The sequence below is a fragment of the Mucilaginibacter conchicola genome (genome assembly GCF_003432115.1).
Taxonomy (GTDB): Bacteria; Bacteroidota; Bacteroidia; order Sphingobacteriales; family Sphingobacteriaceae; genus Mucilaginibacter; species Mucilaginibacter conchicola.
The window spans coordinates 744627-765282 of sequence record NZ_QWDC01000001.1 but is presented as its reverse complement, the minus strand read 5'-3'; the positions used below and the strand labels follow the sequence as shown (position 1 = coordinate 765282).

Here is a 20656-nt window from a genome sequence, read left to right as displayed (position 1 = left end):
GGCTTGGGCGAATATCGCAAAATAAGCCCAAAATAAAAACGGGACATTTCCCGTAAGGAAACATCCCGTTTTATTAATTTAAATATTTGTTTGGTTATGCTTGCTGGCCGGCAAACACATCATCATAATAATCTAAACCCAAGTGAGTGATCAAATCTTCGCCCATCAGGTAACGAAGCGTGTTCTCTAACTTGATCAGTTGTTTAAAGATATCATTCTCTGCCTGTAAGCCCGGCGCAGTTTGCGGCGATTTAAGGTAGAATGATAACCACTCCTGAATACCGCTCATGTTTGCGCGTTTAGCCATATCGCAGAAAATAGCCAAGTCTAAAGCGATAGGTGCAGCAAGGATAGAGTCGCGGCAAAGGAAGTTGATCTTGATCTGCATTTTGTAGCCTAACCAGCCAAAAATGTCGATGTTATCCCAGCTCTCTTTGTTATCACCATGTGGCGGGTAGTAGTTGATACGGATCTTGTGGAAGATCTCACCGTATAACTCAGGGTTTTCTTCCGGTTTAAGAATATCTTCTAATACACCCAGTTTAGAAACCTCTTTAGTTTTAAAGTTATCCGGATCGTCCAGTACCAAACCATCGCGGTTACCCAAAATGTTGGTTGAGAACCAGCCATGTACACCCAATGAACGGGCAGCAAGGCCTGGTGCCAGGATGGTTTTCATTAAAGTTTGGCCGGTTTTAAAGTCTTTACCTGCAATAGGGGTGTTGGTTTCTTTAGCCAACTCTATCATAGCAGGGATATCAACTGTTAAGTTAGGGGCGCCGTTAGCAAATGGTACGCCTAATTTTAAAGCTGCGTAAGCGTAGATCATGCTTGGAGCGATACGCTTATCATCATCTTTTAATGCTTGCTCAAAAGCCGCAAGAGTTTCGTGGATCTCAGAACCTTCGAAGTAAACCTCGGTTGAACCACACCATACTAAAACAACGCGGTCAAGACCGTTTTCTTTCTGGAAGTTTTGGATATCTTCCATCACCTGCTGTGCAAGCTCGTAACGGGTACCGGTTTTTACGTGGGTACCGTCAAGGTTTTTAGCGTAGTTTTTATCAAAAGCGGCTTTCATTGGTTTGATTTTCTCCAAGCCATCTTTCACTTGTTCTATCAGGCCACGCTCTAATACAGCAGCATTAACTGCAGCTTCGTACACGTTATCTTCGTACACGTCCCAGCCACCAAAAACAATATCGTTAAGGTTAGCCAACGGAACAAAATCTTTGATCTTTGGGTTGCGGTTTTCGGTACGTTTACCTAAACGGATGCTTCCCATTTGTGTTAAAGAACCAACCGGTTGGGCGATACCTTTTTTTACAGCCTCAACACCGGCAATTAAAGTAGTAGCTACTGCACCTAAACCGGGGATCAGAATACCTAATTTCCCTTCAGCAGGTTTAATGTTAATTTTCATTATTTATTGTTTGTTTTAAAAGGCAATGTAGCTTTTACTTGCGGCCCTGCTATAGGGGGCAGTGCCGGATAATAGTACATCAGTTTTTCATTACTTGTTATATAGTGGAGCGATCTGCAAATACAGATCGCCTTTACTATCGTTGTTAAATGTGTGTTTGACTCTATAGGGGTTTGGGTCAAACACTCGGCAAATAACCAAAATTCAAGTGGTAATATTTACAAAAGTTATAAAGATTACAGGCAGATGAAAAAAGGTAATTTAAATAGCTTTTTGGTAGATGCGGTAAGTTTTGTACTGATCGCCGCCAATGGCTTCTATAGCACGGTTTACCATATCGTTGTTCTCCAGTGTCCAGCTGGCTTCAGCATACTGTAACCCTTTGGCCCTGTATGCTTTAATGATAGAGCCATACAAACAAGCCTCGATACCCAGCTTACGGTAACCATCAATTACACCTAAAAGCATAATGCGGATACCTTTGATCTTCTTTTTACTGAAAAGTAATTTGAATAAGCCGGTTGGCAGCAGGCGTCCTTTTTTGATGGTTTTAAGGATAGGGTTAATATCAGGTATAGCCACACCAAAACCAACAATTTTACCATCCTGCTCGGCCAGTAAAGCAAAATCAGGGTCGAGTATCATCTTAAGGTCTTTGGCAGTGTAGTCAAATTCCTCGTTGGTCATCGGGAAGAAACCAAGGTTTTTATCCCATGCGCTATTGTAAACATCGCGCAGGGTATCGGCTTCCTGCTTAAAGTTCTTCATGTTTATTTTACGGATGGTAATGTTGCTGTTGCGTTTTAAACGCTCCTGCAATTTATCCAGCATCTGTAACGATTTATCGTTGTAGTTGCCGCCATCCCAGTGCCAGGCCAGCAGGTCTGTTTGTTTTGCAAAGCCGTAGTTCTCTAACAGGGTGATGTAATACTCCGGGTTGTACGGCATCATCACCATTGGCGAACTGTTAAAACCTTTTACCAGTAAACCTGCTACTTCGTTGGTTGACGGGTTAACAGGGCCAACAAGGTTAGTAGCGCCTTTTTCTTTCACCCACTTAGTAGCGGTATCCAACAACAGGTTGGCAACTTCCTGGTCGTTTATTACATCAAAGAAACCAAAGAAACCTTCGTTAACGTTGTTGAAGCTGTTGTGGTTGGTGTTGTAAATGGCAGCTATACGCCCCACAATTTTATCGCCGTCATAAGCCAGGAAGGTTTGCAGCGATGAGTGCTTATGAAACGGGTGCGTTGTAAGCAGGTCGCGCTGGGCAATAAATAATTCCGGTACGTAGTTACTGTCGTTCTTGTGAAGCTCATGCGGAAAATCGATAAAAGCGCCAAGTTGCTTTTTCGACTCTACCGGGATAATTGTTTTCATTTGTGGGTTGTGGGTGGGTAAGGGGTTAAACAGCAACGCCAGTTTAAAAAAACTGGCGCTCCGTATAATAATTTATGTTCTTATTGGATTTTCTCTTTCATTGCAGTTACACCAACGGCTTTAAATGCCTCTACCAGTTTTCCAACGGCTTCGTCTATCTGCTCAAAGGTGTGTGTTGCCATTAATGAGAAACGCAACAACGATGAATCTGACGGAACGGCCGGCGATACTACCGGGTTAACAAACACACCTGCTTTTTGCAGATAATTGGTAACCTGGAAGGTTTTTGCATTATCGCGGATATAGATAGGCAGGATAGGGCTTTCGGTAGCACCGATATCAAAACCTTCTTCGGTTAAAAGCTTCATGGCGTAATTAGTATTATCCCAAAGCTTTTGGATACGCTCAGGTTCGCTTTCGATGATATCTAATGCAGCAATAACGCTGGCAACAGAACCTGGTGTCATGCTCGCGCTGAACATTAATGAGCGTGCGCGATGTTTTATATAGTCGATAGTGTCATTGTCAGCAGCTATAAAACCACCTAATGACGCTAATGATTTACTGAAAGTACTCATAATAAGGTCAACCTTATCGGTTAAACCAAAGTGCGATGCTGTACCGGCACCATTGTGGCCAATAACGCCTAAGCTGTGCGCATCGTCAACCATAATGTTAGCGCCGTATTTATCAGCTAACTCAACAATTTCAGGTAATTTAACAATATCACCTTCCATGCTGAAGATACCATCAACCACGATAACTTTAACAGCTTCTTCTGGCAGGATGCTTAGTTTACGCTCAAGATCGGCCATATCATTGTGGCCGTATTTGATGGTTTTTGAGAACGACAAACGTGTGCCATCAATAATAGAGGCGTGGTCGTACTCGTCTAATATTAAATAATCATTTCTGCCGGTGATGCAAGATAACACCCCCAGGTTAACCTGGAAACCAGTGCTGAACAATACAGCAGCTTCTTTACCTACGTATTGGGCAAGGCGGTTCTCTAATTCAATATGGATATCGAGCGTACCATTCAAAAAACGTGAACCTGCACAGCCGGAGCCGTATTTATCAATAGCTTTTTTAGTGGCTTCTTTTATTTTAGGATGATTGGTTAAACCCAAATACGAATTAGAACCAAACATTAAAACACGGTGACCATTGATCATTACTTCTGTATCCTGACCCGACTCGATAGGCCTGAAAAAAGGATACAGTCCCTGTGCCCTGATCATATTTGCATCCTGGAACTGGGCGATCTTCTCGTGTAGTTTTTTAACCATTTATAAACACTGCTTAAATTTTTTGTAAAAATACCATGAATCTGTTCATGTCATGCATTATCAATGTAATTTTTTATACATACTGTTAATACAGACTTAACACAATTTCATCAGGCAAATTAATTAAAATTTTTATTTATTCGCCACCACTATTTTTCAAAATGTTGTAAAAAGTTGAAAAATCGTGCCAATTATCATCATAATCTCCTAAAAAGGTAAAATTTCTGTTGCCTATTTTTTATTAGGTCAGAATAATATCATATTCGCCAATCCTAATATTTTTTTAATGAATAAGGCGCAAAACCTTTGTGTCTGATCTTCGTTTTAAAGGTTCGCATCTAAGCACTTATGAAAAAAATTGGTTACTTTTTCCTCACTAATATAACGCTTTTTTTACCTGTAGCATTGTTTGCACAAACGCAGCCTGATACCGGCGCGGCTGTTATAACACTTCAACAAAGCATTGAGTTTGCCTTGCGCAACCAACCGCAGTTAAAACAGGCCAACATTGATGAACAGATCAACGAGCGCGATATCAAAATCGCATTATCAGCCTGGTTGCCACAGGTAACATCAAGCAATCAGTACCAGCACTATTTTCAACGCCCGGCGTTTATAGCCGGCGGTGTAGGTACAGGCACTGGTACTGGTGGCACCGGAACTGGTACAGGCGGCACAACGCAGCAGAATCTGGCAATAGCACATAATACATCAACCTTAGGTGCATCAGCAAGCCAGGTGCTATACAATAACGAGGTATTACAAGCTTCTAAAGCTTCAAAATACTCGAGATTATACTATAAGGATAATACCGAGAGTGCGAAGATCAATGTAGTGAGTGATGTGAGCAAAGCATTTTACGATGTACTGTTATCACAACGCCAGCTGGATATTATTAAAGAAGATATTGTAAGGCTTCGCCGCAGTTTAAAGGATGCTTACTCGCGCTATCAGGCAGGCGTGGTTGATAAAACCGATTACAAACAAGCTACTATAGCGCTGAATAACTCATTAGCATCGCAAAAGCAAACCGAGGAAGCTATTAAAAGTAAATCGGCTTACCTTAAACAGGTGATGGGCTTTAACCCCGACCGTAAGCTGAGTTTATCGTATGATTCTGCCGCATTGCAAGCCGAAGCCATGATAGACACTAACCAGGTGCTTAATTATGCCAGCCGTGTTGAATACCGCATGCTGCAAACGCAAAAGAACCTGGATATTGTAAATGTATCTTATTATAAATGGGGCTTTTTGCCATCTATATCAGCAATTGGGGGTTACAGCCTGGCTTATTTTAATGATAATTTCTCCAAATTGTACAACGATGCATTTCCTACCTCATTTGCAGGGTTAACTTTGAGTATCCCAATCTTTCAGGGTGGTAAACGTTTGCAGAATTTGGCAAAAGCACGCCTGCAGGTTGAACGTACCGATCTTGACCTGATCAACAGCCGTAATTCTATCAATACAGAATATACGCAGGCATTGGCTAATTATAAAGGCGCTTATGCAAACTGGAAAGCTTTAAACGAGAACGTGGCTTTAGCTAACGATGTATATAAGGTAGTTGATCTGCAATATCGCGAGGGGATAAAAACTTACCTGGATGTTATTGTAGCCCAGGCCGATCTGCGTACTGCCGAGCTTAATTACTATAACGCCTTGTTCCAGTTGCTGGCAAGCAAGATAGATCTGCAACGATCATTAGGTACTTTACCTGTACAATAAAAACTCAAGAAAACTCAAACATCATCACTCAACACGAGACAACACATAAAATGAAAAACACATATAATTACTGCATCGCCGCGCTTGCTTTATTGTCGGTATCTGCCTGTAAAAGCAAATCCGGTAAGCAAGCCGCTGCTATGCCACCAACCCCGGTAAATGTTATTGAGGCCAAAAAGGCCGACGCCTTGTATTACGATAAATACCAGGGTACCGTTGTTGCGCTTAACAATGTTGAATTGCGTAGCCAGGTATCGGGCTTTATTACCGGTATATTCTTTAAAGAAGGTACAGTAGTTACCAAGGGCACGCCTTTATATGAGATAGATAAGCGTAAGTACGAAGCTGCCTATCAGCAGGCACAGGCAAACCTCATAAGCGCTAAAGCAAACCTTAGCAAAGCGCAAAAGGATATTGACCGTTATGATATGTTGTTAAAGAATGATGCCGTTGCCCGCCAAACGGTTGACCAGGCTGCCGCAGCTTACGAAACTGCAAAAAGCCAGGTGGCGGTTGCAAAAGCAGGTGTTGAATCTGCCGGTACCGATCTTTCTTACGCTACTATCCGTGCACCATTCACCGGCCGCATTGGTATATCGCAGGTTAAGCTGGGCGCACAGGTTAGTCCGGGTACTACCTTATTAAACACTATATCAAGCGGTAATCCTATAGGTATTGATGTGGTGGTGAATGAGCAAGACATTAACCGTTTTTATAAACTTCAAAAAGCCTATACAGACACAACATTCAAGTTGCAACTGGCTGATGGCAATATTTATAATAAAACAGGTAAGATATTCGCTATTGATCGTGGTGTAACTGACCAAAGCGGTAGCATAAAAGTGCGTGTTGAGTTTGCCAATCCTAACGATGAGTTAAAAGATGGTATGAGCGGCGTGCTACAAGTACTGAATGATAATTCTGGTAACCGTGTACAGATCCCTTACAAAGCTATTACCGAGCAAATGGGCGAGTTCTTTGTGTTTATCTCCAAAGATACTGTGGCCGAGCAACGTAAAGTTGTTTTAGGCCCACGCATACAAGCTAACGTAGTTATTATGGATGGCGTGCAACAAGGCGATAAGGTGATAACAGAAGGTTTCCAACGCTTACGCGATGGCGGCAAAATAACACTTGGCCCACCTGCAGGCGCTGCTGCGCAAGGTAAGGATGGTGCTAAGGCCGGTGCACAAGCTAAGTAGTACCGACATCAAGAACTAAAGTTATTTGGCGGCCCTGCCGCAACTACCGAAAAAAGACATAAACAATGATCGCAGATACTTTTATACGACGCCCGGTAACCGCAATCGTGATATCGCTGGTGATCCTCATAGTAGGGGTGCTGGCTATATCGAGCCTGCCTATTGGGCAATACCCTGAAATTACGCCGCCAACCGTACAGGTTACCGGTAACTACACCGGTGCTGATGCGTTAACGGTTGAACAAACCGTAGCTACCCCGGTAGAGGTGCAGGTAAACGGTACACCCGGCATGACCTACCTGCAAAGTAACAGCACAGGTAACGGCCAAATGAGCATGACCGTTAACTTTGAAGTGGGTACAGACATTAATATTGCTGCTTTGGACGTGCAGAACCGTGTAGGTATTGCACAGCCAACCCTACCGCAAGAAGTACAGCGTTTAGGTTTAACAGTGCGTAAACGTAACCCAAGTATATTGATGCTTGTGGCTTTGTATGCACCCAATGGCACCCACGACGTAACGTTTACTGACAACTACGCTAATATATTTGTTAAGGATGCTCTGTTGCGTACTAAAGGTGTGGGCGACGTATTTACACGCGCCGATGATTTTAGTATGCGTATTTGGCTTAAGCCTGATAAACTTGCAGCCCTTGGCATGACAGCCGCCGATGTTACCGCTGCGTTATCAGAGCAGAACGCGCAGGTAGCCGCAGGTACGGTAGGTGCTACACCACAAACCAAAGGGCAAACCTTTGAGTACACCGTATTGGTAAAAGGCCGTTTAGTAAAGCCAGAAGAATTTGAAAATATAGTTGTAAAAACTATCCCGAGCAGTGGTACTATAGTTCACCTTAAAGATGTAGCCCGTGTGCAGTTAGGTAAATTTAACTACGCAGGTAACTCATTTATTGATGGCAAAAGAGCTTCATACCTGTTGATATACCAGGCACCGGGTAGCAACGCTATCGAAACTGCTGATAACGTAACTGCAACTATGGAACAGCTTAAAAAGTCGTTCCCTAAGGATATTGCTTATGTGGTGCCATTTGAGTCGGTAACTGTGGTGCGTGTATCATTGCATGAGGTGATCGAGACTTTGGTTATTGCTTTGGGGCTGGTAATTGTGGTGGTGTTCTTATTCCTGCAAAACTGGCGCACAACACTTATTCCGGTATTGGCTATCCCTGTATCTATTGTAGGTACGTTCATCTTCTTCATCCCGTTAGGCTTTACCATCAATACGCTTACCCTCTTCGGTTTCGTACTCGCCATAGGTATTGTGGTAGATGATGCGATCGTAGTGGTTGAGGCCGTGCAGCATAACATGGACGAGAACGGCATGAGCCCTAAGGATGCTACGCATGAAGCCATGAAGGAGATCTCGGCACCGGTAATTGCCATTGCATTGATCCTGGCGGCGGTATTTGTGCCGGTAGGTTTTGTGCCGGGTATTGTGGGCAGGCTGTACCAACAGTTCGCTATCACCATCGCTATTTCGGTATTGATCTCGGCTTTCGTGGCGTTATCGCTTACACCTGCATTGTGTACCTTATTATTACGTCCGCATAAGATTGATGAGAACTCTGGTGGTTTAAATAAGTTCTTCTACAAATTCAACCAATGGTTTGATAGGGTAACGGGCCGTTACCGTAACGCTGTTGATAAGAGCATCAAAGGCTCTAAGTACGTTATTATCGTATTGGTGTGTATCATTATTGGAACTATCCTACTGTTTAAGGGTAAATCATCAGGTTTCATACCCTTGGAAGATGAGGGGCGTATCATTATCACTTACGACTTACCTGAAGGTTCTGCAACTGAGCGTACCGTAGATGTATTGCACACGATGATGAAGCAATTGGACAGCATCCCGGGTATAAATCACTATGCAGCGTTGGGCGGCTTAAACGCGGTTAACTTTGCAACCAAATCAAACAGTGCTACCATATTCGTTCAGCTAAAACCTTGGGACGAGCGTAAAACCCCTGAGACACAGAAAGACTCGCTGATCAGTATCATGCAGAAAAAGCTTTCTAAAACCAAAGAGGCAAGTGTGGTGGTAATATCTCCGCCGGCAATTCCGGGTTTGGGTAATACGGGCGGTTTCTCGTTCATCTTGCAAGAAAAGGAAGCAGGCGGTGAGATCACTAACTTTGAGAAGGTACTGCAAGGTTTTTTGGCCGAGGTTAATAAGCGCCCTGAGATATCTAAAGCTTTCTCATTCTTTACTGCGCATACACCGGCTTACCAGCTCACCATAGACCGTGAGAAGACCAAAAAGCTGGGTGTAAAGCTATCTGACGTAAATAACGCCCTGCAAACATACATGGGTAGCTCTTACGTTAACGACTTTACCATCTACGGTCGTAACTTCAGGGTAGTTACACAGGCAGATACTAACTACCGTACCAGCATTGGCAACATTGGCCAATACTTTGTACGTAATGATGCTGGTGCCATGGTGCCATTAAGCACGCTTACTACTTATAAGGTAATAGAAAATGCACCGCTGATATCGCACTATAACTTGTTCCGTTCTGCAGAGATAAACGGTAACGCTGCACCGGGTTACAGTAGCGGCGACGCTATTAAGGCCTTGCAGGAAGTTGCTGCGCAGAACCTGCCGCAAGGTTACGGTTACGAGTTCTCGGGCTTAAGCCGCGAGGAATTGCTATCGGGATCTAAAACCGTATACATATTCATATTATCTATCGTATTCGTATTCCTGTTCCTGGCCGCGTTGTATGAGAGCTGGTCGGTACCGTTCTCGGTATTGTTAGCTGTACCGCTTGGTGCGTTTGGCGCGATATTGTTCCTTACCTTTTGGCCAAAACTAACCAACAACGTTTACGCGCAGATAGGTTTGATTACCCTGATAGGTTTGGCTGCTAAGAATGCCATCCTTATTGTGGAGTTTGCCAAAGAGCGTGTAGATAGAGGTATGGAACTGGAGAAAGCAACATTAGAAGCAGTAAGGCTCCGTTTGCGCCCTATTGTGATGACATCGCTTGCGTTTATCCTGGGTGTTGTGCCATTGCTATTTGCATCAGGTGCAGGTGCCGAGTCGCGTAAAACTATCGGTTGGACGGTGTTTGGTGGTATGTTGGCCGCAACATCCTTAGCTATATTCATCGTACCGGTATTATACTATATCATTACAAAGTTTGCCTATGGCAAAGAAAAGCTGGCCGAGCTTGAGAAAAATTATAAGCCCGATCCGCATCTCGACCACGACAGTCAATAATATTCAAAGTCCCGACTCATTAGTTGGGACTTTTTTGTTGGTATTTGATTAGAATGGCATGAAAAAGAGATGAAAATTACAAGGCCTGATATCTATGCTATATCTATCACCATACACTTTTGTATCATATCATACACGAAAAAATATGCAGACCAATATTATTTCATATAGCTTTCAAAAGCGTAATTAAGCCCTTTAAAACCGATGAACCAAATTGATTATCAGTATATAAATTATATTTTCACGTGTAAAAATTAACATTAGTCCTTAGCTGTCGCTGTATTGTTTTGCATGCATTTGGCATTAATTGGCAAAGTATTTGATTAAGGGGGTATATCACAATTGAAATATTGTTTAATCTAAAACAACACGACAATGAAAAAAGTAAACAAACTGATAGCTGCAGCATTTACCGCAGCAGCTTTATTTATCGGAACAAATGTAAACGCACAAACCACTCCAAAAAGTAACTGGAGATTAGGTATAGGTGTAGAAGGTTTAGCACCGGTTGGTGATCTGCATACAGGCTCTAACTTTGGTTTAGGTGGTACTGCCCGCCTACAATATGGCCTTGGCTCAAACGTAGCGTTATCATTAACATCAGGTTACTATAATTTCTTCGCTAAAGAAGTAAATGGCATTAAAGGCGATGATTTAGGTATAGTACCGGTTAAAGCTGGTATCAAAGCTTTCGTAGCTAACAATATCTACTTAGGTGCTGAGATAGGTGCCGGTTTTGAAACCCGTGAAAATGGTAACACCAAGCTGATCGCATCACCAGGTATTGGTTGGGCTAACAGTAGCTGGGATGTAGGTGCGCGTTACGAGAACTTCTCTGGCCAAAGCAACAACTACGGTACAGTTGGCCTGCGCATAGCTTACGGTTTCCCATTGTAACCAAACCTACTAAGAGAATAAGTTAAAAGAAAAGCCCTTCCGAATATCCGGAAGGGCTTTTTTAATTCTTTCAATTCAATTAATTCGGGTTCAGACTAACTTCGCCAGTGCAGCTTTAATTCTGCTTACTGCTTCTACCAATTTATCTTCTGCAGCTGCGTAAGAGATACGGATAGATTTTTTATCACCGAATGAATCGCCACCTACAGTAGCAACGTGCGCTTCTTCTAACAGGAAAATAGATAGTTCATCGGCATCTTTAATGGTTTTGCCATTGTAGCTTTTGCCGAAGAATGCAGTAACGTTAGGGAAGAAGTAGAAAGCACCATCGGGCAGGTTAACCTCAATACCCGGGATATCTTTTAATAAGCCGTAAACCAGGTCGCGGCGTTTCTGGAACTCATCGCGCATTTGGTGAACGGTTTCTAAACCACCTTCATAAGCGGCAACACCAGCTTTTTGGGTGATAGAGCAAGTACCTGAGGTAACCTGCCCCTGCATCTTATCAAAAGCAGCTGCAAATTCGCTGTTTGATGCAGTGTAACCAATTCTCCAGCCTGTCATGGCAAATGCCTTAGACCAACCGTTGATGATCACTACGCGGTCCTTAATGCTCTCAAACTGCGCAATAGATTCGTGGCCACCAATAAAGTTGATGTGCTCGTATATCTCATCACTCATGATGTATACATGAGGGTTTTTCTCAAATACTTTAGCCAAACCTTCCAGTTCATCTTTGCTGTAAACGCTACCCGTTGGGTTACATGGTGATGAAAACATGAACAGTTTAGTTTTTAGCGTAATAGCTGCCTCTAATTGCTCAGGTGTAATTTTAAAATTGGTTTCAACAGTAGTATCAATGAAAACGCTTACGCCTTCGGCCAGTTTAACTACCTCAGAATATGATACCCAGTAAGGAGTAGGGATAATAACTTCTTCGCCGGGGTTAACCAAACAAAGTACCGCGTTGGCAATAGCTTGTTTAGCACCGGTTGAAACTACAATTTGCGTATCAGTATAATCCAGGTTGTTCTCATCCTTCAGCTTCTTTACAACAGCCTTGCGCAGATCTGGGTAGCCCGCAACAGGGGTGTAGTAAGTAAAGTTCTTATCCATGGCGGTCTTGGCAGCATCCTTTACATACTCAGGGGTATGAAAATCGGGTTCACCAAAACTAAGGCTTATCACATCTACGCCTTTAGCCGCCAGTTCGCGGCCCATTTTTGCCATTTTAATGGTCTGAGATTCTGACAGGTTGTTTATCCTGTTACTTAATGCGCTCATATAATTTATGTTAGTGCGGCAAATATAAAAAATTAGTTTGCCCATGGGCCGAAGACCCTGTTGATTTACTAACTTTTAAGAAAATGATAAATCGGGATGTAATTAAGGGGGATGCATAAACGAATTGATAATGCGGCAGGCCAGGATGATGTTATATTATTTAGTTATATTGGCTTAAACTAAAGCCTTATGCACCGCTTTGCAAACACCGCATTAATCCTGTTGTCTATCGTAGGTATTTGCGGGTGCACGCAACCGGCCGCAGATAAACCTGTGGAAGGTAACGCGGTTAAAGGTTCAGCAAAGCTTAAGAATATCGCGTACACGGATCCATCAGCCAAAGTTATCCATGTATTTGTTGCCTTATGCGATAATAAATACCAGGGAATTGTACCCGTACCCAAAGCCATAGGTAATGGACAAGACCCCGAAACCAACCTGTATTGGGGATGTGATAATGGTGTGCGTACCTACTTTAATAAAAGTAAAGATTGGCAATTGCTGCAAAAACGTAAGCAGAAGAACCAGTTGTTAGAGCGTGTTATCTACAAGCACCGCAAGCAAAACGTTTATCTGGTTGCCGATGCCTGGGATGGGAGAACCATTGAAAAAACAACAGAAGAGTTTCTGTTCAGCTGTGCAGGACAACTGAAAGATACCGTGCATTATAAAGATAAGGTGATTGGCATTGGTGGAAATGCCCAATTGCTATCCTATATAGGTCACGATGGCTTAATGAACTTTAGCCTTAGCGATAAGTTCAATAATGCTGATGGCAAAACCCGCGACTGCATTATATTGGCCTGTACCAGTCAAAAATATTTCGGTTATTTTATAAAGAATGCGAAAGCCAAACCTTTAGTGTGGACGGCCAGCCTGATGTGCCCGGAAGCGTATACTCTGCATGATGCGATAACGGGTTATCTTAATAATGAGTCTAATAAGCAAATAAGAAACAGGGCAGTGGCTGCTTACGTTAAATATCAAAAGTGCAGCCAGTCAACCGCTTTAAATATATTGGTGTCGGGTTTCTGATATTTAAATCTCTTTAAACCATCCACTAACTCAATCGTTACAATTTCAGAGCGCGCTCAAGGGTAAATTTTACTAAGTTTGCCCATCCAAATAAAAGCAGGTTTTGAAACAGCAAAAACGGATAATCCTCGTCTCGTTAATTACCGGCATCATCTTAATGGTGTTAAAGTTTAGCGCCTACCTGCTTACCAACTCCAACTTTGTACTGACTGATGCTGCCGAAAGCATTGTGAACGTTGTGGCCAGTGGTTTTGCGTTTTACAGTATTTACCTGGCATCAATGCCGCGTGATGAAAATCACCCTTACGGGCACGGTAAAGTAGAGTTTTTCTCAGTATTTATTGAAGGTGCGCTGATAGGCATTGCCGGGGTGATGATCATCCTAAAATCGGCTTATAGCTTTTTTAATCCCGAGGAAATCCATGATCTGTTGTTGGGTGCCAGCATCATCGGCGTTACTGGCTTAGTAAACGGTTTGCTGGGCTATTACATGATCCAGAAAGGTAAATCCATCCCATCTATCACTATTGAGGCTGATGGCCGTCATTTATTGACAGATACTGTTACCAGCGCTGGTTTAGTAGTGGGCTTATTGCTTATCTACTTTACCAAAATACTTTGGCTGGATAGCGCACTGTCAATTTTAGTGGGTATTTATATTGTATTTACCGGTTATAAACTCATTCGCCGTTCGGTAGCAGGTTTGATGGATGAAACCGACTTTGATATTGTTACCGAAGTAGTAAAAGTATTGAGCGAGCAACGCCACGAGGAATGGATAGATATCCACAACCTGCGTGCACAGAAATATGGCCACGAATTGCATATCGATTGCCATTTAACGCTACCAAATTACTTCGACCTGAACAGGGTGCATGATGAGGTTAAACTGGTAGATAAACTGATCAACGAGAATGCTGGTATCCGTACGGAGTTCTTTATCCACACCGACCCCTGTCTGCCGTATTGCTGCCACTACTGCAGCATGCCTAACTGCCCTATACGCAGCGAGGCCAAACGCGAGGATATACCATGGACTTTAGAGAACGTGATGGCAAACAAGAAACATTATGAGCAGTAAAGGTTTTTTCAATGTGCGGGTTTATGGCCTGCTCATTAACGATAATAATGAGTTGCTGATAAGCGACGAGCAGGAGCAGGGTATGCGTTTTACCAAACTGCCCGGTGGCGGCTTAGAATACGGCGAAGGCCTGATTGAAGGCCTTAAGCGCGAGTTTGTTGAAGAATGCAATACTGAAATTGAGATAGTCGACCATTTTTACACTACGGATTTCTTTGTAAAATCAGCCTTTAACGATTCGCAGATCATCAGTGTTTATTATACCGTTAAGGCTGTCTCTGATCTGCGTTTTATCATCAAAACCAATGTGTTTGATTTTGACGGTGAAGGAGATATTCTGCAATCCTTTCGCTGGGTTAAACTGAGCGAACTTACCGTTGAAGATTTTACTTTCCCGATAGACCAGCACGTGGCTGAGCTATTAATTAAAAGCCTATGAATTTATCAGAACGCGACCTTGCCGTAATATGGCACCCCTATACTCAAATGAAAACCGCCCAACCGCCTATCCCGATAGTGCGTGGCGAGGGTACCTGTGTATTTGACGAGGACGGTAAAAAATATATCGACGCCGTATCATCATGGTGGGTAAATATTCACGGGCATTCGCACCCTTACATTGCTCAAAAAGTAGCTGAGCAATTGACCCGACTTGAGCATGTGATATTTGCCGGCTTTACCCATCCCGGCGCAGTTGAACTGGCCGAGCGGCTTTTAGCTATCCTGCCTGATAATCAAAAGAAAGCTTTCTATTCTGACAATGGCTCAACCGCTATTGAGGTGGCTATAAAAATGTGCCTGCAGTACTGGCACAACAAGGGCGAGCAGCGCACAAAGATATTAGCCTTCAAGAATGCCTATCACGGCGATACCTTCGGTGCCATGTCCGTTAGTGGCAGGAGTGCTTTTACCGCTGCTTTCGATAGCTTATTGTTCGAGGTAGAGTTTATCGATCTGCCTACCGACGATAACGTTGATAGTCTCAAATCTCAGATCTCGCATCTCAAATCTCAGTTAGCCTGCTTTATTTTCGAGCCGCTGGTACAAGGATCAGCAGGGATGATCATGTACGAAGCACGCCATCTGGAAACTTTAATGGCACATTGCAAACGAGAGGGTGTGTTGCTGATAGATGATGAGGTATTCACCGGTTTTGGCCGTACGGGTAAACCATTTGCCTGCAACCATGTGCAAACCCAGCCGGACATCATGTGTTTTTCTAAAGGATTGACTGGCGGTACCATGGCATTCGGTTTAACAACCTGTACGCAGGAAATATACAATGCTTTTTTATCTGACGATAAGATGAAAACGCTTTTTCACGGGCATTCTTATACCGCTAATCCCGTTGCTTGTGCGGCGTCTTTAGCCAGTTTAGATTTGTTTTTAGACACGGCCACCCAGCAAAATATCGATAAGATAGTTGCCCGTCATGAGGCTTTTGCTGAAAAGATAAAAGACCATAAACGTATTGCCACCTATCGCCAAACGGGTACTATACTGGCTATGGAATGGGAAACGGGTAATAACACCTCATACTTCAGCAACCTGCGCGATAAGCTTTATCACTTCTTTTTAGATAAAGGCATTATATTGCGCCCGCTGGGGAATATCATCTATATTTTACCCCCGTATTGCATTACTGATGCAGAACTGGACTACATTTACGCTGCCATTGAGCAAGCGCTCGATACTATTTAAATTATGGAACTATCTACCTTACTGCCTAAAATAATTGCCGATAATCAGTTGCATGCACGCTGGTTAAATACGCTGTCGCTGATGGAAAATACCGGCGCCCGTAAGATCTCGGCCAGCGAAGACCCTGTTACTGTTACCTACATCATCCTTAAACACGCTGCCGAAGAACACCGCCATGCGTTTTATCTGAAGAAACAAATAGAAAAAGCGGGTAAAGATCTTTGCCCTACATATTCAACCGAATACCTGGTTGCACCTGCCGATAGCAAATATTACCTTCACCAGCTTGATATTGATGTTTGCCGTTACCTTAAAAAAGAATTAGGCCTTAGCGGTGCAGAGTTACGTTTTGCAGCATATTTGCTGGTAACATACGCTATTGAGGTACGTGCTGATGAACTTTACCCTGTTTACCAGGACGCCCTTGATGCGGCAGGCAGCAAAGTGAATGTAAAATCAATCATCCTGGAAGAAGAAGGCCACCTGGAAGAGATGATCAATCAATTAAAGCATTTTTCGCCGCAATGGGAGATGCACGCGCAAAAAGCTGTGGAGATGGAGACTAATTTATTTAACCTTTGGGTTAGGGGTTTAAACGCTGAGTTGAATAAATAAGAGTAGAGTAGATTATTTTGCGTTTTATTTAATATATATTAGCGTGAAATAGCTGGTATTTTATTAATCCTAAATCCTTAAAATTATGAAAAAGCTTTTTTTATTATCTCTGCTTGCAATAAGCACTATTGCCACAAATGCTGTAGCTGCTTCTAAAGTAATGAAAGTTAAGAGCAACTCTTCATTTGCAACATCAAAAATAACATTTAAAGAAAACATTAACCAAAAGCCTCGTTATTTCGTTTTTGAAGATAACGGCAAGCTTTGGCTTTTAACTATTTATGACAACGGAAATGCCGAATTAACTTATATCGGCACACCTATAGTTACCTAATCCAGTTATATTTAATTTAACCAGCTTTTTTACATTGAAAATATTCATCCAAATAAGCTGAATGTTTTCAATGTTTACATAACCAATAAAAAAGGTAAGCCCTTGGGCTTACCTTTTTTATTGGTAGTATTTTGTATGTTTTAATTACCGCCGCCCATTGATTTCAGATCGTCAAGGGTGATCTTGTCAAAATCGGCGGGGATACCGAAAGTGCCCGCAGGAACTTTTTGCTCTACTATGCTTTTAACGGTTACTTCAGCAGCTTGTCCGTTCTGGAAAGTAGCATATTGGATAGGCACGCCACCTGCTTTAGCATAAACTTTTGCACCACCTATTGGTGGTAAAGTAATATCATTAGTTATCCATATATCGTATGTTTTGCCACTTTTGGAGTCTTTAGCTACCACTTTTTTGCAATTAAAACCGCTGATAACTTTTGTTTCAGTACCCGGAGTGAAAGCGAAAACAGGTAATTTAGCTTGTTCTTCTTCAATTTCAGCAGGGCTTGCAATAGCCGCTTTTTTTATCGATGCTACAGGCACATCAACCAATACAGCCATTGATTTGGCATCTTTATCTGTTAATACCTTAATAGCGGCGGGGCCTGCGTTGAAAGTAGTAGCGCTTGAATCAGCCCTAAACCAGGTTTTGATCTCTACGCTTTGTCCCTGTATGGTACTGCCGATAGTAATAACGCCTTCTTTATAAGCTTTTTGAGCGCTGGCGTTCATTGCGGTTGCAGAAAGCACAAGGCCCAATGCAGCGGTAAATAATTTACTCTTCATAGTTTTAATTTGAGAATACAATTTAGTGTGTAATTAACTGAGTGCAAAATTTTTTATGATAAATTATCATAATTGTTAATTAGATAGCAATACCAAAGCTTTGTTACGCTTTAATAACGCATATTTTTTGCCATCCTGTTTCAAATGCTCAATATAAACCTTGCTGTTAGTACCATCAATTATTAATGGCACATTGGCCAGTGTGGTGTCGGGTGCGGTATTATTGCTCAAGTAAGCTTTATCTATTAGCATATCTGCGGGGATAGACTTAAAACGGCTGCTATCGTTTAATAGCAACAGCTTTTTATTTCGGAACCACACAAGCGCATCTTTCTTTAAAAGATAGTTAATGCTGATAGTGCTGCTGAACGGTAGTACTTCATAAGTGGTTATCTGCAAACTATCCAGACAGGGCTGTATGGCGTATTGGAAATTTTTATCGTTTTGTGGCAGATCGGTCAGTACAACGCCTTTGCTGCCATGTTTGAAAACAATGCCTTGGTGCTTGCGGAGATTTAAGAATGTTACAAGATTAGTATTGTCTGCTTTGAATTTTTTAAGCGAAATGCCGCAGCTGAATATCAATACGCCTATCAGCGACGCGAATAAAGCGCCTTTGCTTTTTTTGTAGATGCAATAAAAAACGAGGCCAATAATGATATTAAGCAGGATAAACTCCGTTTTAGTTATCCATATTTTGCCAAAGCTTGCATAAGGTGCCTGTTCAATAACCACCAGCATTTTATTCATCAGCAGGATGCTTTTTTCAAGGATGTAACCCAGTGTTTTTGATACAAACGGTATCTGCGGCAGTAACAGAAAGGTCAGTCCGCTGTACATAATAACGGCAACGGGGATAATAATAAGCAGGTTGCTCAGCAAAAAATAAACCGGGAATTGATGGAAATAATATGCACTCAGCGGAAATGTGGCCACCTGCGCTGCGATAGACACCGAGCTGACCATCCAAAGCTTATCAGCTGCTTTGTTTTTGAATGTAAACCATTGGTAAATAATAGGTTGGAAGACAACCAGGCCCGCAACGGCGAGGTAGGAGAGCTGAAAGCCTACATCCGTCAGCAAATACGGGTCATACAACAGCAACACAAATGCCGATACTGCCAGTATGTTCAGGTTACTGATATGCCTGCTGTATGTTTTACCCGCTATGACCAACGTTATCATCAGTGCCGCACGATTTACTGCCGGAGAAAAGCCCGTAAGCAAAGCATAAGCCCATATTACCAAAATGATCATAATAGCCCTCGTAACTTTAGTGCGGGGATGGTTCATAAAGCCAAGCAGAAAGGAGAGGAGCGCCAGCAAGATAGCCACATGCCCGCCGGATACCGACAGGATATGAATGGTGCCGGTTTTAGAATATGCCTGCATTACATCATTGCTCAGATCTGTTTTATAACCGAGTATAAGGGTTGAGGCTACGGCAATAGCCGTAGTGTCACGCATGTTGCTCTTTAACTTATTCACCAGGCGCTGGCGTATGTCAAGGGCGAAAGAAATAGCCGGGTTGCCTTTGCCTGCATCAACCACGCGGTATTGCTTTGGGTAAAGGTAGGCCTGGTAGTAAATGTTTTTGTGTGCCAGGTATTGCTTATAGTTAAACTCGCCGGGGTTATAAGGCGGCTCAACTTTGTCGTATTTGGCAGGAATGAGTAATTGCTCTCCGTAGAATAGGTTATTGGCGAGCTCGTCTTTAATAGTAATAAGTATAGTGCCGCTGGTTTGATGAAGCTTATCATTTTTTACGGCTGCAACCACCTCTGCCGTAAACCTAACTAAATCGTCTTTTACTTTGGGCTCTGATGTAATATTTACCAGCAATTCGCCGGCTTTTTGCTTGCTGAAATGATCTGGTTGGTGTAACTCATTCCGCTGATAAATAAGATACCAACCTGAGGTAAATAATATACTTAGGATAAGCACCCCGCCTAACCATCCATACTTATAAACATTAAGTGGCCGATAAAAGAAATTGAGCGAGGCGAATACGATGCTCAATACAACAAATGGAATCAGTGCGATAGATCTGTCTTCATCAGGAAAAGCCAATGCACAACCAATACCCGTCATAAGGGGTATAAGCAGTAAAGCAGCAGGAAATTTGCCTTTGTATGCGGCTATCATTTATACACCGGTGAATTGGATAAGGTATCGCCGGAATAAAAATAACAGTTCTAAGCTTTATTACAACTCGTTACGTACTTCTAAAAGGAAACTTTTTAAACTTTCAAGCGAATCAATAATGCGCTGGTTATCGCGCGTATTGCCACTATCGTTCTTCAGGTGGTCTTTAGCGCCTTGTAAAGTATAGCCTTTATCACGGATAAGATGAAAAATGATCTTCAGGTTCTCTATATCCTCGGGCGTAAAATAGCGATTGCCTTTTTTGTTCTTCTTTGGGGTAAGAACATCAAATTCCTTCTCGTAAAAACGAATAAGCGATTGATTCACATCAAACATGGCCGATACCTCGCCCATGGTATAATACATTTTAGTGATGTCGCGATCTTTATAAGGCATACGCAAATGTAAGATTTTGGATAAGAAGTCCGCAAGTCTGGAAGATAGAAAGTCCGGAAGTAGCTACAAGGAAAGTTTTTATACATTCGGACTTCTGACTTTCCGACTTTCGG

The 20656-nt window shown here is 42.5% G+C and carries 17 protein-coding genes; 10 read left to right on the top strand and 7 right to left on the bottom strand.

Annotation, left to right across the window (positions count from 1 at the left end):
* Positions 1-94: 94 nt before the first annotated feature.
* The 3 genes from D0C36_RS03265 to spt all read right to left on the bottom strand — a co-directional run bounded on the left by D0C36_RS03265 (position 95) and on the right by spt (position 4092).
* Positions 95-1423 (bottom strand): inositol-3-phosphate synthase, encoded by a 1329-nt coding sequence (locus D0C36_RS03265; protein WP_117390140.1) that lies wholly within the window; start codon positions 1421-1423, stop codon positions 95-97.
* Between the two features lie 261 nt (positions 1424-1684).
* A complete protein-coding gene (locus tag D0C36_RS03260; protein ID WP_117390139.1) occupies positions 1685-2803 on the bottom strand; it encodes a hypothetical protein in 1119 nt (372 codons plus the stop codon).
* Positions 2804-2883: 80 nt separating this feature from the next.
* On the bottom strand, positions 2884-4092 hold the full coding sequence (gene spt / locus D0C36_RS03255) for a serine palmitoyltransferase (protein WP_117390138.1): 1209 nt from the start codon (positions 4090-4092) through the stop codon (positions 2884-2886).
* A gap of 348 nt (positions 4093-4440) precedes the next feature.
* Here spt and D0C36_RS03250 point away from each other — a divergent pair, with 348 nt between their 5' ends.
* The 4 genes from D0C36_RS03250 (at position 4441) to D0C36_RS03235 (ending at position 11167) form a co-directional block, all read left to right on the top strand.
* Entirely contained in the window at positions 4441-5820 is a 1380-nt protein-coding gene (locus tag D0C36_RS03250; protein ID WP_117390137.1) for a TolC family protein, read from the top strand.
* Between the two features lie 50 nt (positions 5821-5870).
* A complete protein-coding gene (locus D0C36_RS03245) occupies positions 5871-7022 on the top strand; it encodes an efflux RND transporter periplasmic adaptor subunit (RefSeq protein WP_117390136.1) in 1152 nt (383 codons plus the stop codon).
* Positions 7023-7087: 65 nt separating this feature from the next.
* Positions 7088-10270: an efflux RND transporter permease subunit gene (locus tag D0C36_RS03240; RefSeq protein ID WP_117390135.1), complete on the top strand. Its 3183-nt coding sequence runs from the start codon at positions 7088-7090 to the stop codon at positions 10268-10270.
* Positions 10271-10645: 375 nt separating this feature from the next.
* Complete coding sequence (locus D0C36_RS03235) at positions 10646-11167, top strand: hypothetical protein (protein WP_117390134.1); 522 nt, start codon at positions 10646-10648, stop codon at positions 11165-11167.
* Between the two features lie 90 nt (positions 11168-11257).
* Here D0C36_RS03235 and D0C36_RS03230 read toward each other — a convergent pair whose 3' ends face one another.
* Complete coding sequence (locus D0C36_RS03230; protein ID WP_199501959.1) at positions 11258-12451, bottom strand: pyridoxal phosphate-dependent aminotransferase; 1194 nt, start codon at positions 12449-12451, stop codon at positions 11258-11260.
* A gap of 189 nt (positions 12452-12640) precedes the next feature.
* Between D0C36_RS03230 and D0C36_RS03225 the strand changes: the two genes are divergently transcribed.
* From D0C36_RS03225 to D0C36_RS03200, 6 genes are all read left to right on the top strand, one after another.
* Positions 12641-13486 (top strand): hypothetical protein, encoded by an 846-nt coding sequence (locus tag D0C36_RS03225; RefSeq protein WP_199501958.1) that lies wholly within the window; start codon positions 12641-12643, stop codon positions 13484-13486.
* A 103-nt stretch (positions 13487-13589) separates the two neighbouring features.
* Positions 13590-14567: a cation diffusion facilitator family transporter gene (locus tag D0C36_RS03220; RefSeq protein WP_117390133.1), complete on the top strand. Its 978-nt coding sequence runs from the start codon at positions 13590-13592 to the stop codon at positions 14565-14567.
* Positions 14557-15006, top strand: a complete 450-nt coding sequence (locus tag D0C36_RS03215; RefSeq protein ID WP_117390132.1) for an NUDIX domain-containing protein — start codon at positions 14557-14559, stop codon at positions 15004-15006. The genes D0C36_RS03220 and D0C36_RS03215 overlap by 11 nt, the downstream gene beginning before the upstream one ends.
* Positions 15003-16268, top strand: coding sequence for an adenosylmethionine--8-amino-7-oxononanoate transaminase (bioA, locus tag D0C36_RS03210; protein ID WP_117390131.1), 1266 nt, complete (start codon positions 15003-15005; stop codon positions 16266-16268). Before D0C36_RS03215 ends, bioA begins: the two co-directional genes overlap by 4 nt.
* Before the next feature lie 3 nt (positions 16269-16271).
* On the top strand, positions 16272-16883 hold the full coding sequence (locus tag D0C36_RS03205; protein ID WP_117390130.1) for a hypothetical protein: 612 nt from the start codon (positions 16272-16274) through the stop codon (positions 16881-16883).
* A gap of 85 nt (positions 16884-16968) precedes the next feature.
* Positions 16969-17217 (top strand): hypothetical protein, encoded by a 249-nt coding sequence (locus D0C36_RS03200; RefSeq protein WP_117390129.1) that lies wholly within the window; start codon positions 16969-16971, stop codon positions 17215-17217.
* A 140-nt stretch (positions 17218-17357) separates the two neighbouring features.
* On the opposite strand, the gene D0C36_RS03195 is transcribed toward D0C36_RS03200, so the two are convergent.
* From D0C36_RS03195 to D0C36_RS03185, 3 genes are all read right to left on the bottom strand, one after another.
* Complete coding sequence (locus D0C36_RS03195) at positions 17358-18002, bottom strand: hypothetical protein (RefSeq protein WP_117390128.1); 645 nt, start codon at positions 18000-18002, stop codon at positions 17358-17360.
* A gap of 75 nt (positions 18003-18077) precedes the next feature.
* Positions 18078-20147, bottom strand: a complete 2070-nt coding sequence (locus tag D0C36_RS03190) for a ComEC/Rec2 family competence protein (protein ID WP_117390127.1) — start codon at positions 20145-20147, stop codon at positions 18078-18080.
* A gap of 60 nt (positions 20148-20207) precedes the next feature.
* Positions 20208-20543, bottom strand: coding sequence for a MerR family transcriptional regulator (locus tag D0C36_RS03185; RefSeq protein ID WP_117390126.1), 336 nt, complete (start codon positions 20541-20543; stop codon positions 20208-20210).
* Positions 20544-20656: the final 113 nt, after the last annotated feature.